Origin of the sequence: uncultured Polaribacter sp., from assembly GCF_947503875.1 — a bacterium.
Lineage (GTDB): Bacteria > Bacteroidota > Bacteroidia > Flavobacteriales > Flavobacteriaceae > Polaribacter.
Window position 1 is genome coordinate 246,416 of the sequence record NZ_CANNFH010000004.1, and the last position, 13,343, is coordinate 259,758.

Annotated in this window: 12 protein-coding genes and 1 pseudogene; 6 read left to right on the forward strand and 7 right to left on the reverse strand. The window is 30.7% G+C overall.

The window, feature by feature from the left end:
- Positions 1-162 precede the first annotated feature (162 nt).
- Positions 163-1,005, reverse strand: a complete 843-nt coding sequence (locus Q0684_RS08215) for a hypothetical protein (protein ID WP_299015051.1) — start codon at positions 1,003-1,005, stop codon at positions 163-165.
- A gap of 112 nt (positions 1,006-1,117) precedes the next feature.
- Between Q0684_RS08215 and Q0684_RS08220 the strand changes: the two genes are divergently transcribed.
- The 4 genes from Q0684_RS08220 to Q0684_RS08235 all read left to right on the forward strand — a co-directional run bounded on the left by Q0684_RS08220 (position 1,118) and on the right by Q0684_RS08235 (position 7,841).
- On the forward strand, positions 1,118-4,510 hold the full coding sequence (locus Q0684_RS08220; RefSeq protein ID WP_299015053.1) for a DUF4175 family protein: 3,393 nt from the start codon (positions 1,118-1,120) through the stop codon (positions 4,508-4,510).
- The gene (gene ybeY, locus Q0684_RS08225; protein ID WP_299015056.1) at positions 4,507-4,917 is read left to right on the forward strand and encodes an rRNA maturation RNase YbeY; all 411 of its coding nucleotides are present in this window, start codon (positions 4,507-4,509) and stop codon (positions 4,915-4,917) included. The genes Q0684_RS08220 and ybeY overlap by 4 nt, the downstream gene beginning before the upstream one ends.
- 47 nt (positions 4,918-4,964) lie before the next feature.
- Positions 4,965-6,842, forward strand: coding sequence for a tRNA uridine-5-carboxymethylaminomethyl(34) synthesis enzyme MnmG (gene mnmG / locus Q0684_RS08230; protein WP_299015059.1), 1,878 nt, complete (start codon positions 4,965-4,967; stop codon positions 6,840-6,842).
- 141 nt (positions 6,843-6,983) lie between these two features.
- Positions 6,984-7,841 carry a class I SAM-dependent methyltransferase gene (locus Q0684_RS08235; protein WP_299015062.1) on the forward strand — a complete coding sequence of 286 codons (858 nt, stop codon included), beginning with the start codon at positions 6,984-6,986 and terminating at the stop codon, positions 7,839-7,841.
- A 497-nt stretch (positions 7,842-8,338) separates the two neighbouring features.
- Here Q0684_RS08235 and Q0684_RS08240 read toward each other — a convergent pair whose 3' ends face one another.
- The 6 genes and pseudogenes from Q0684_RS08240 to panB form a co-directional block, all read right to left on the reverse strand.
- On the reverse strand, positions 8,339-8,737 hold the full coding sequence (locus Q0684_RS08240) for a DoxX family protein (RefSeq protein ID WP_299015065.1): 399 nt from the start codon (positions 8,735-8,737) through the stop codon (positions 8,339-8,341).
- A gap of 5 nt (positions 8,738-8,742) precedes the next feature.
- Positions 8,743-9,180: a hypothetical protein gene (locus tag Q0684_RS08245; protein ID WP_299015068.1), complete on the reverse strand. Its 438-nt coding sequence runs from the start codon at positions 9,178-9,180 to the stop codon at positions 8,743-8,745.
- A gap of 17 nt (positions 9,181-9,197) precedes the next feature.
- Positions 9,198-9,380: pseudogene (locus tag Q0684_RS08250) on the reverse strand (DUF1801 domain-containing protein); the annotation flags it as partial.
- Between the two features lie 109 nt (positions 9,381-9,489).
- Positions 9,490-10,428, reverse strand: a complete 939-nt coding sequence (locus tag Q0684_RS08255; protein ID WP_299015071.1) for a 2-hydroxyacid dehydrogenase — start codon at positions 10,426-10,428, stop codon at positions 9,490-9,492.
- 78 nt (positions 10,429-10,506) lie between these two features.
- A complete protein-coding gene (locus Q0684_RS08260; protein WP_299015557.1) occupies positions 10,507-10,716 on the reverse strand; it encodes a four helix bundle protein in 210 nt (69 codons plus the stop codon).
- A gap of 503 nt (positions 10,717-11,219) precedes the next feature.
- The gene (gene panB / locus Q0684_RS08265; RefSeq protein ID WP_299015074.1) at positions 11,220-12,038 is read right to left on the reverse strand and encodes a 3-methyl-2-oxobutanoate hydroxymethyltransferase; all 819 of its coding nucleotides are present in this window, start codon (positions 12,036-12,038) and stop codon (positions 11,220-11,222) included.
- Positions 12,039-12,397: 359 nt separating this feature from the next.
- Between panB and Q0684_RS08270 the strand changes: the two genes are divergently transcribed.
- On the forward strand, positions 12,398-12,964 hold the full coding sequence (locus Q0684_RS08270; RefSeq protein WP_299015077.1) for a sigma-70 family RNA polymerase sigma factor: 567 nt from the start codon (positions 12,398-12,400) through the stop codon (positions 12,962-12,964).
- A 3-nt stretch (positions 12,965-12,967) separates the two neighbouring features.
- Positions 12,968-13,252 carry a hypothetical protein gene (locus tag Q0684_RS08275; protein ID WP_299015079.1) on the forward strand — a complete coding sequence of 95 codons (285 nt, stop codon included), beginning with the start codon at positions 12,968-12,970 and terminating at the stop codon, positions 13,250-13,252.
- Positions 13,253-13,343: the final 91 nt, after the last annotated feature.

Below are 13,343 nucleotides of genomic sequence, written 5' to 3' on the forward strand. Positions count from 1 at the left end.
TTTCAGTCGAAATGACAATTTAATTTACTTTTTTAAAGTTTTTTTAATGTCGCAAAGATAGTTTTTAAAAGAGAGAATGAAAATGAGAGAAAAGAAAAAATGAAAAAACCTAACAGGTTTTAAAATCTGTTAGGTTTCTAAAATTATATAGAGCAGTTTTATTTAAAACTTATGAAAAGCCCCAATATTTAAAGAGGGCGCTTGTGCTAAATTATTTGCAAAAAAAGCGCCTCCAAATCCAGCTGTAATACCAAAGTTTTTAGTGAATTCTCCAATGGTTTTTAAACCAAAACCACCAAATTCTTGGTCGTTTACATAAAAACCTGTAATGGTGTTGGTTACTGGCAAAATAATAGTGCCATTTTTAAGAGATTTTACAATATCTAAATACCCAATTAACCATATTTTTTCAGTTATTTTTTTACCATATTCGCCACCAATTTTAAAGTTAGAACTGTAATTGTTGGTTCTAATATTTGCACCAATAAATGCTTGAAAATAACTGTTTCCAAAACCTTTACCAGTTAAAAATAACGGTGTAAAAGTATAGGCATCATAGCCTGTTCGTATTCCAGAAGCACCATCATAAGTACCCGTATTTGCTTCAACAGAAATTTGGCCAGACAATAACCAACCTTTTTTATAAAAATTATGTTTTATACCAATTTCTATATTTCCTAAAGCTGTTTTACTAAAATTTTGAGAGCAATCTCCATCACAATCTATTCTTGGATCTTGAAAATCTTCAATAGTAATTATTTTTAATGGTAAATTTACGAGTAAACTTGTTTTGTTACTAATACCATATTCTGCAAAAATTTGAGCAGTATTGTCTGTGTAAATACCAAAAGTACTAGTGTCTGGGTCGCCAAAAAGGGTATCATAATTTGCAACACTGTTAAAGGAAACTTGTGTGTAAAAATTGCCTTTTTCTTGTGTCCACGGACTCTGACAAAACGAGGTTAAAGAAATAAGAAGTAAAGAAAGTAGGGTTAATTTTTTCATAATTCTATTGATTTTAAACTTAGTAGTATTTTAACAGAAATACTTACAGAATTCAAATTAACATTTAAATAATTGTGGTTAAAGCAAAATTGAGTATTTTTATTAGTTATTTATGGAGGCATTCAACAGTATTAAGAAAAAATTACACCAGTTTACTAGAAAATACTATGTAAACGAACTTATAAAAGGAACAATTTTGTTTCTTTCTTTGGGATGTTTATATCTATTTTTTACACTATTTTTAGAGTATTTTTTATGGTTAAAACCAACAGCAAGAACCATTTTATTTTGGTTATTTATTGGTGTAGAGTTGTTTTTGTTAATTCGTTTTATAGCCATACCCATTTTTAAGTTATTTGGTTTAAGAAAAGGGATTTCTTTAGAAGCTTCTTCCAAAATTATTGGTGCACATTTTCCAGAGGTAGAAGACAAACTTTTAAACGTTTTACAGCTTCAAGAAAATTCAAATCAGTCAGATTTATTAATGGCAAGTATCAATCAAAAATCACAAGAATTACAACCCATACCTTTTGTAAAAGCAATTGATTTCAAAAAAAATAGGCACTATTTAAAATATACAATTGTACCTGTTTTAATTTGGTTAATTACATTATTTACAGGAAATAACGGTGTTTTTACAGAAAGTTTAGAACGCGTTGTAAACCATAGAACTGCATACATACCACCAGCGCCTTTTTCTTTTAATTTGTTAAATAACAATTTACAAGTAATTCAAGGAAAACCACTTACTGTAAACTTTGAAGTTTTGGGAAATGTGTTGCCAGCAGAAGCCAAAATTATATATGACAACCAACAATATTTTTTACAAAATAAAGGGAATGGTTCTTTCTCTTACACATTTATTGATGTGCAAAAACCGCTAAACTTTTTTGTTAAAGCCAATAATGTGCAGTCTTTACCATATCAAATTAAGGTAATTGGTACGCCAACAATTAACAATATTACTTTAAATTTAAAGTACCCATATTACGTAGGTAAACGTAATGAAACCATACAAAATTCGGGTAATTTGTTGGTACCAGAAGGTACTCAGATTACTTGGAAGGTAAACACCACAAAAACTACAGAAGTTGTTTTTATAGAGAATCAACAGAGAGAAGCATTTGCGAAAGAGGATAAAGGTGTTTTTCGTTTTAAAAAACGAATTAGAAATGCGTTAAATTACAACATAGCTTCTTCAAATGACAATTTAAAAGAGTATGAGCGTCTTCAATTTTCTGTTAATGTTTTAAAAGATGAGTTGCCAGAAATATCAGTAGAAACAAATATGGATTCTATTGCTAGAGGAGCAGCACAATTTGCAGGTCAAATTTCTGATGATTATGGAATAAGGAAATTGCAATTGGTGTATTACGATGAGAATAATCCGCAGAATACAAAAAGCTACAACCTAGAAATTTCTAAGGCAAATGTACAAACGTTCTTCTATAATTTTCCTGAAGGATTAGATTTACAAAAAGGTACAAATTACCAGTTCTATTTTGAGGTTTTTGATAATGATGCAGTAAATGGAAATAAAAAAGCAAGGAGTAAAGTTTTTAATTACCGTCAAAAAACCAATCAAGAAATTGAAGAAGAGTTAATAAAGGAACAAAGAAATACGATTAATAGTTTAGAGTCTTCCATTAAAAAACAGCAAAAGCAGCAACAAGATTTAAATAAAATGCAGCAAGAATTGCAGAAAAAAAAGAATTTAAGTTGGAATGATAAAAAGAAGGTAGAAAGTTTTATAAAACGTCAGGAGAATTATAAAAAAATGATGCAGCGTCAAACAGATCAGTTGCAAGAAAATTTAGACGAGAAAACAGAGAAAAACGAGAATCTTCAGCAGAAAAAAGAAGAGTTAAAAAAGCGAATTGAAGAGCTAAAAAAGACAGATAGACAGCAAAAATTGTTGGATGAAATTGCCAAGATGGCTGAAAAGCTAAACAAAGAAGAATTGGTAAAAAAAGCCAAAGAACTGGCGCAACAGAATAAACAACAGCAAAGAAGTTTAGAGCGCATGTTAGAGTTAACCAAGCGTTTTTATGTAGAGCAAAAAACAATGCAAATTGCTGGTAAGTTAGAAGAATTGGCAAAGAAACAGGAAGAGTTAGAGAAAAAAGAAGAAGCAACTTTAGAAGAACAACAAAAGATTAATGACGAATTTAAAGAGCTTAAAAAAGAGTTAGAGGAGTTGGCAAAAGATAATGAAAAATTGAAAGAGCCAATGGATTTGCCAGATGTTGAAGATGAAAAAGAGGCAATTGATGAAGAGTTGGAAAAATCTGAAGATAATTTACAAAAGCAAGATAAAAGTTCTGCTAAGAAAAGTCAGAAAAAAAGCGCTCAAAAAATGAAAGAGATGAGTGCAAAAATGCAAAAAGCCATGGAGGCTGCAGCAGGAGAATCTATGGAAGAAAACATGGAAGACTTGCGTAAAATTTTAGAAAATTTAGTCACGTTTTCTTTTAAACAAGAGAATTTGGTGAATAAATTTGAAGAGATTTCCACAACACATCCGGACTTTGGAAAAGACTTAAAAAGTCAGAATGACATTAGAACTTATTTTGAACATATAGATGATAGTTTGTATGTTTTATCTATGCGATTGCCAAAATTATCTGCCAAAATTCAAGACGATTTATCAACTACACATTACAATTTGGAGCAAGCTTTAGAAAATTTTGCAGAAAGTCGTTTTTCAAACGGAATTTCCAATCAACGTTATGTAATGACAGCCACTAATAATTTGGCAGATTATTTAAGTAATATTTTGAATAGCATGAAAAATGCTAATATGAAAATGGGTAAAGGAGAAGGAAAGGGTAGTGGATTTAGTTTGCCAGATATTATAAAAAAGCAAGGAGAGCTTTCTAAAAAGATGAAGGATGGAATGAAGAAAGGAGAGAAACCAGGAGATAAGCCTGGGAATAAACCTGGGGAAGATAGTAAACCTGGGGAAGAAGGGAAGAGTGGCAAATCAGGAAAGTCTGGGGAAAAAGGTAAAGGACAAGGAAATGGAAAAGGTGGTGAAAATGGAGAAGGAGAAAATAATGATTTAGACGGAGAGTTGTATGAAATTTATAAGGAGCAAAGTAAATTAAGGCAAGAATTGCAGGAAGCTATTCGTCAAGCTGAAAAAGAAGGAAAGGGCAATGGTAAAGGAATGCAAAGTGCAAAACGAGCATTAAAAACCATGGAGCAGTTAGAAAATGAAATTTTGCAAAAAGGTTTTACTCAAGGAACTTTTCAAAAAATGCAACAATTAAACTACGAATTGTTAAAGTTAGATAAGGCGGCTTTAGAACAAGGTGAAGACAAGAAAAGAAAGTCTACAACTAATTTAAAAGCATCTGAGAGAAACAAAGTGAGGGCTTTACAGTTTAAAAAGCAGTTTTACAATCAGATAGAAATATTAAATAGACAATCCTTACCTTTGCAGCAAAATTACAAAATTAAGGTTCGTGAGTATTTTTCTGAACCTAAGAAATCAAGAGAATGATCACTTTTAATTACGAAACGGATTTTAAAGTAGGTAATGAATCATCTTTAGAAAGTTGGATTGGAGCTATGATAGACAACCACAACTGTGAGTTAGGCGAAGTAAATTACATTTTTTGTGATGACGAATATTTACACAAATTAAATGTGGAGTTCTTGAACCATGATACTTTAACAGACATTATAAGCTTTGATAATTCTTTGGGTAAATTAATTAACGGGGATATTTATATCTCTGTTGATAGGGTTGCTGAGAATGCGAAAGATTTTAAAGTAACATTTGAAGAAGAATTAAGGCGCGTAATGATTCATGGTATTTTGCATTACTGTGGTTTTAAAGATAAAACGGATAAAGAGCAAGAAGAGATGACAAACCAAGAGAATTTGGCGCTATCTTTATTTAAATAATTGATTATCAGGTTAATATATAAATGTTTCACGTGAAACCATAGATTATGAGTTTATTTTCAACAACATTTGATGTTATAGTAGTTGGTGGCGGTCATGCAGGTAGTGAAGCTGCTGCTGCAAGTGCAAACATGGGTGCACACACTTTATTAATTACAATGAATTTGCAGAATATTGCACAGATGAGTTGTAACCCTGCAATGGGAGGAATTGCCAAAGGGCAAATAGTAAGAGAGATTGATGCTTTGGGTGGTTATAGTGGAATTGTTACAGATAAAACTGCAATACAATTCAAGATGCTAAACAAATCAAAAGGGCCTGCAATGTGGAGTCCAAGAGCACAATCTGATCGAATGCAATTTGCAGATTGTTGGCGAACGATGTTAGAGCAAACTGAGAATTTAGATTTTTATCAAGACGCTGTAAATGGATTAATTTTTGAAGGAACGAAAATAGTTGGTGTAAAAACTGCTTTAGGGTTAGAGATAAAGGCAAAGACTGTAATTTTAACTGCAGGTACCTTTTTAAATGGACTTATTCATATTGGTGAAAAAAGTTTTGGTGGAGGTAGAGCAGGAGAAGGAGCTTCTACAGGAATTACAGAAGATTTGGTAGAAATGGGTTTTGAAGCAGGTAGAATGAAAACGGGAACGCCACCAAGAGTTGATGGTAGATCTTTAGATTATTCTAAAATGTTAGAGCAACCTGGTGATGAGGTAACAGAAAAATTTTCTTATTTACCAACTACAAGCAGTTTAAAAAAGCAACGTTCTTGCTGGTTAACCTATACCAATTTAGATGTGCATGATTTGTTGAGAGAAGGTTTTGATAGGTCGCCAATGTTTAATGGAAGAATACAAAGTACAGGGCCTAGATACTGTCCTTCTATTGAAGACAAAATAGACCGTTTTGCAACAAAGGAAAGGCACCAAATTTTTGTAGAGCCAGAAGGTTGGACTACCTGTGAAATGTACGTGAATGGTTTTTCAACTTCATTGCCAGAAGATGTTCAAGATAAAGCCATACGTTCTATAGCAGGTTTTGAAAATGTAAAGTTTTTTAGATATGGTTATGCAATAGAATATGATTTTTTTCAACCCACACAATTGAAACATTCTCTAGAAACGAAGTTAATTGAAAACTTATTTTTTGCAGGACAAATAAATGGAACAACAGGTTATGAGGAAGCTGCCGCACAAGGTTTAATGGCAGGTGTAAACGCTGCCTTAAAAACACAAGAAAAAGATCCTTTTATTTTAAAAAGGAACGAGGCTTATATTGGTGTTTTAATTGACGATCTAATTACAAAAGGTACGGAAGAGCCATATAGAATGTTTACCTCTCGTGCAGAATATAGAACTTTGTTAAGACAAGATAATGCAGATTTAAGATTAACACCATTAGGTTTTAAATTAGGTTTGGCTTCTCAAGAACGAATGAATCGTGTAATTGAGAAACAAGAGAAAGCAGATTTACTTATTGATTTTTTGCAAAAAACGAGCGTTAAACAAGAGGAGATAAATCCTATTTTAGAAGCAAAGAATTTGGCACTTATTAATCAATCTATGAAGTTGTATAAGATTGCTGCAAGGCCACAATTAGAGTTTTCAGATTTTAATACTGTAAAGAAATTAAGTGATTTTTTAGAGCAGGAAAATATAGATAAAGAAGCAATAGAGCAAGCTGTAATTCATTTGAAATATTCTGGTTATATAGAGAAAGAAAAGAATAATGCAGACAAGTTAAATCGTTTAGAAAATGTTATTATTCCAGATAGTTTTAAGTATGAAAAGGTAAAGTCTTTATCATTTGAAGCTAGAGAGAAATTGAATAAAATTAGGCCAACTTCTATTTCTCAAGCAAGTAGAATCAGTGGAGTTTCACCAAGTGATATTTCTGTTTTGCTGGTATATATGGGTAGATAATACACTATTTTTATGAGATGTTCCTTGTGGAACATCTCATAAAATAGCTTTTGAATTACTGTTGACTTCACCTAAAATTTCAAATTTAATGGAATTTTAATTCAATTGTTCCTCGTGGAACAGTAAAAAAAACACCTTAAAATGGAGCACGAAAAAGAGTTGTATAAAAATCTAAAACCTTTTTTAGTTTGTAAAGATTTTACCGTTTCACAAACAGATTTTAAGATTGGTTTAAATGAAGAATACCAACTTTTAGCAACTACACCTGTTCCAGAAAAATTAGGAGATTTTTATAAAAGTGAAGCTTATATTTCGCACACAGATAGCAATACATCTGTTTTTGACAAAGTGTATCAATTGGTGAGAAATTATACTTTAAAACAAAAACTAAACTTATTAAACTCTTTTCAAACAGAAGCAAAAACTGTTTTAGATGTTGGTGCAGGAACAGGAGATTTTTTACAATTTTGTAAGGCAAATCAATGGCGTGTTTTTGGAGTAGAACCAAGTTTAGATGCCAGAACAATTGCTAATAAAAAGTCAATTACTTTACACGAAACCTTAGATGATTTAGAAGACACTAAGTTTGATGTGATTACACTTTGGCATGTTTTAGAACATGTAGAAAATTTGGCAGAGTATATTAAAAGGTTAAAAGCACTTTTAAAACCTAAAGGAAGAATTGTAATTGCAGTTCCTAATTATAAAAGTTACGATGCAGCAATTTATAAAGAATTTTGGGCCGCTTTTGATGTACCAAGACACCTTTGGCATTTCTCTCAAAATAGCATTCACAAATTATTTGGAACAATACATATGGAGGTAGAAAAAACACTACCTATGAAATTTGATGCCTATTATGTATCCTTGTTAAGTGAAAAATACAAGACAGGAAAAATGAATCTTATGAAAGCTTTTTATAACGGATTTATTTCTAACAGAAAAGCAAGACAAACGTCTGAGTATTCTTCTTTAATTTATGTGATTAAAAATTGCTAGATTAATTAGTAAAGTTATTTGGAGGTCTTAGAGATTTGATTAGATTAATATATTTTAGAACTTAAAACAGTTTGTGACATTATTGAATAATTAAAATTTATGTTATAAAATTGTATCAGTAATTGTAGATTGCTTTGCACTAATCAAAACATAATTAATGATTTCATTAAATATATTCGCAATTTTAGAAACGCGTTACTTGTTTTTAGGACCGGAATACTTCTTTATTTGTAGTGAGTTGCATAACAGTAAAAATTAGCTGAGTAAAACGAGTTATTATCGATTTATCCTAAATCAAAGTATAAAACAAATTTCAGGATGTGACGCTCCAAATTATGGCAATAAAAACAAGTAAAATCTATTTTAAGTATGTTTTTTGGAGCTTTTGCATCATGCGTCATTAAATTATATTATAGAAATCTAAAAAAGGCTTAAAACACATGTTTTAAGCCTTTTTTAAATAGTTTATTATTATAGTTATTAAAAAAATATAAGTTTTAGTTATTTAATAAGTAAATGCCAAATACGTTTAGTGTAAAGTAGACAGTTAAAGACATTGCTCCTGGATAATCTTTTGCCAAACGTTGGCCTATTAATAAAAATAATAAAGTTACCGCAGAAAGCTCTAAACCAAAAGAAGCAATTTCTTTTGCCTCTGATGTGTATAATTGATAAATACCTATCAACATAAAAAAGACAGCAATACTTTCTACAATTAAAATAATACTTAATAAAAAAGGGACACTATTTTTTAAGGGAGAGTTTTTAAAATGATTTTTAATGAATGCCACATTTCCTTTCCAGTCTGTGATTTTTTCATAAGCAGAAATCAAATAGGTAATGCTTAAAAAAAGTAGAATTAATATTTCTGCAGGATAATTAGATAGAAAATTCATAGATATTATTTACCAAATAAACGTTGAAAGAAGTTTTTTGTTTTCGTTTTTACTTCTTGCAATTCTTCTTTTGCGTCTTCTGCAATATCCATTAAGTTTTCGCTAACATCGCCAGCTAACTCACTTGCCTTTTCAGAAACATCACTAAAAACTTCTTTGGCATCTTCTGTAAATTCATTTACTTTTTCGGTGGCTTCTGCCTTTAAATCTTGCAATTTCTCTTTGGCTTTGTCTATATTTTCATCAGAAAAAGTTTCGCTTATTTTCCCTTTGGCATTTTCAAATAGTTCGGTAGCTTCTTCTTTTAGCTCTTCTGCTTTTTCTTTAGCAGCATCTGTTATTTCGCTAGTAGTGTCTTTTAATTGATCTAAAGTTTCGTTGCGCTTATTTTTAAGGTTTTTAGCAACTTCTTTTCCTTCATTTTCTAAATTTTCTGTACTCATACTGTTTATATATTTTGTTAATTTTTATTATTTTTCTGGATGCTTTCGTTGGTTTTAATCCATTTTTTTACAGATATTTTACTGAACAAGTTACTAATAAGTTGATAAGGTATCTGGTTTATTTTTTTAAAACGAATGCAACTTTTACCCATATCTAATTTACGCTTACTACGTTTTGGATATGCGTTTACAAACCAATTATAGCGCTAAGCTTTTGTAAAGCTTTTTTTCTTTCTTCTGGAGCTTGATTTATGTATTCTTCTGGCGAATTTGCTTGGATAACCATTACATTTTTTTAATGGTTACAAGTTAACAAAATTTTGTAATAATTTTATTTACAATGGTTTGCGATAGTTTTTCGTTGCTTTCAACAGTCCAACCTGCAACATGTGGCGATAAAATTACGTTTTCTGCATTAATTAAATATTGGAAAGCATTTGGTAGTTTATCTTCAGAAAATAAGTTTTCAAAAGAAGATTTTTCATACTCTAAAACATCTAAACCAGCGCCTAAAATTTTCCCGCTTTTTAAAGCGGAAACTAAATCTTTGGTAATTACAGATGTTCCACGTGCAGTGTTTATCAACCAAAAATTATTTTTAAAAGCACTGATAAAATCGCTATTTATCATGTTTTTTGTGCGTGATGTTTCTGGTGTGTGTAAACTTAAAACATCACTTTTTTCTTGCAATTCTTGCAATGAAACTTGTTGGCAGTTTTCATCTCCAACATTTGGTTTTATATCATAACAAAGCACATCAACATTAAAACCACGCAGTTTTTTAGCAAAGGATTTTCCCATATTTCCATAACCAATTAAACCAACGGTTTTTCCGTCTAATTCAATGCCTCTATTTTCTTCACGCAACCATTGGCCATTACGTACTTCTTTATCGGCTTTATTTAGCTTATTAAAGAGCGATAGTAGCATACCTAAAGCATGTTCGCCAACAGCGTTTCTATTACCTTCAGGAGCTGCAATTAAGGCAATTCCTTTACTTTCTGCATAATCGCAGTCTATGTTTTCTAAACCAGCACCAACTCTGCCAATAAATTTTAATTTTGTGGCTTTGTCTAAAAAATTGGCATCAATTTTAAAACGACTGCGAATTATAAATCCATCATAATTATGAATTTTTGCTTCAATTACTGCTTTTGAAGAAGTATAATCTTCATCATTTGTAAAACCTAAATTGTTTAATTGGTTTATTAAAAGCGGGTGATTTGTATCTAGATGGAGTATTTTCAAAATGGAATTTTAGGTGTTTGGATTATTGGATGTTTAGATTCTTAGACTTTTAGATTCTTAGATTCTTAGATTCTTGGATTATTGGATTTTTAGAGAGGATGAGAATTTGGACATCATTTTTATAATTTGATAAAGTGTATTTGTTAAACTATCTAAGTTAGTTTTATCTGTATAACTTAAGTCAAAGGTAATTAAAAGTTGCGTTTCAATTTCATAGCAAGAACCTAAAGCAATCGTTAAAAAACGCTTAAAATCTTTATTAGAAGTTCTTGAAGTACCTTCTGCTATATTAGAAGGAACAGAAACAGAAGCTCCTCTTAATTATGATATAAGTCCAAATTTTTATCACTTGGAAACGATTTTGTTAAGATGTATACTTCTTTACAAAATGTGCTATTTAACTGCCAAAACTTTAAATCTTTATAGCGATGCATTTTTTAGATATTTAGACCTTTAGATTTTTGGATTGTTAGACTTTTGGACTCTTAGATTATTGGATTATTAGATTTTTAGAGTTATTTACTTTTCAAAACCAAATAAAAAAAACCATAATTAAAACCATAATTGGTACTATATATTTGGATAAAAACTTTAAAATTTTAAAACTAGGTATAAAATATCCTCTTAAGTTTTCTCCTAAAAATGAGGATATAAATTTTATAAAAAAAGGAGTTAAAATTCTAAATAATGGAATATATAGCATAAAAAGAAACGATTTTAAAACCTTATCAGATATTTCCATATTTATTTTTGTAATCGTTTCCCTTCCCTTTGGGAAGGTTAGGATGGGATTAATACTGTTCCTTTTCATTAGGAAAATCGCCACTTTTTACATCTGTAATATAAGACTCAAAAGCGCCTGTCATGTCTTTATACAAATCTAAATATCTACGCAAAAATCGTGGGTGAAATTCATGGGTCATTCCTATCATATCATGAGTAACCAGAACTTGGCCATCCACCTTATTTCCTGCGCCAATACCAATTACAGGAATGGAAATTGCGTCTGCTACTTGTTTTGCTAATTTGGCGGGTACTTTTTCTAAAACCACTGCAAAACAGCCTAATTTTTCTAGCATTAAAGCATCTTCCATTAACTGTTCTGCCTCTTCTTCTTCTTTAGCACGCACTGTGTATGTACCAAATTTATAGATAGATTGTGGCGTTAAACCCAAATGTCCCATTACAGGAATACCAGCATTTAGGATCCTTTTTATAGACTCTTTTATTTCTTTACCGCCTTCTAATTTTATAGAATGTCCGCCAGATTCTTTCATAATTCTAATGGCAGAACGCAAAGCTTCTTTTGGGTCTGATTGATAAGAACCAAAAGGTAAATCTACCACAACCAAACAACGGTCTATGGCTCTTACCACAGAACTGGCATGATAAATCATTTGATCTAAAGTAATGGGTAAAGTAGTTTCATGACCAGCCATTACGTTAGAAGCAGAATCGCCAACAAGCAAAACATCTATACCTGCACCATCTAAAATTTTGGCCATTGTAAAATCATACGCAGTAAGCATAGAGATTTTTTCTCCATTCTTTTTCATATCTACTAGAGATTTTACGGTAACTTTTTTGTACTCTTTTTTTGCTGCTGACATAGTTTTGTATCGATTATTAAGAAAGTAAATGTAATAAAAACTACTAGATTTATAGCAATTGAATAGTAGTGCTAACAAAACCGATGTTTTTAGCTATTAATTTATATTTAGAATTAAGCAGAAAATGTTTAAAAAAAATATGTTGATTTATGTTTTTGTTGATGATAATTTGGCTTCTGCATGCATGTGATATAAATTCTATTTTATTCAGAATTTAACTTTTGTAGTGTAAATTCTTTTCAATTATTTAAATAAAATGCGGTTTGGAAAATTATTTATTTAGTAAATGGCTTTAAAATGCAAAATTGTAATGTTTTAAATGATAAAAAATAACATTATATTTGGGCTTTATTTTATAAATGGCAGCAGAAAAACACACATTAGATACCAGCAAATGGATAGATAATTATGCAGATTATCTGTTTAATTATTCCATTTCGCGTGTAAATAACAGCGATTTAGCTAAAGACCTAGTGCAAGAGACTTTTTTTGCAGGATTAAAATCAGCTAAAAATTTTAAAGGGAAAGCCTCTGAAAGAACTTGGTTGGTATCTATTTTAAAAAGAAAAATTATTGATCATTACAGAAAGATAAATTCTAAAAAAGGACAGGCAGAAGTTCGTATGAATTTCTATAATGATGGTGAAAACGAAGGAAATTGGATAGAAGAGCGTGTACCACAAAGTTGGGATAACGCATCTGAAAAGAAAATTGAAACCGAAGAACTAAGAAGTCAGATAGATATTTGTATAGATAATCTCCCAGAAAAATACGCTATGGTTTTTAGAATGAAAACTATTCAAGAATTTGAAACGGAAGAAATTTGTAAGGAGCTAGATATTAGCGCGTCCAACCTATGGGTTATGATACACAGAGCTAGAACACAACTTAGAAAGTGTATGGAGGATAACTGGTTTAATAATTAAGATATGTTCGAAAGTTTAAAAATAACATGTGACGAGGCTACTACCATTTGTGATAAAAACCAATATGGAGAAGCATCTATTAAAGAGTTAATAAAGCTAAATTTACACTTTATAAAGTGTAGAATTTGTGCAAAATATACCAAACAAAACATGACTTTAACCAAGTTGTATAAAGGGCATGCATCTTCTTGTAAAGAAAGAACCCATTGTATGACAGGTGAAGACAAAGAAGCTTTAAGAAAAGCTTTACAGGAGGGTAGCCCAGCTTTTAAAGAAGTTGGTAGCTAAAAATAAACTACTTTTTTAAGCAAATAGTTTAAAAATATAACGGAACTTAAGCAATTAAGCTCCGTTTTTTTGTTTCCCATTCCCAAATTAT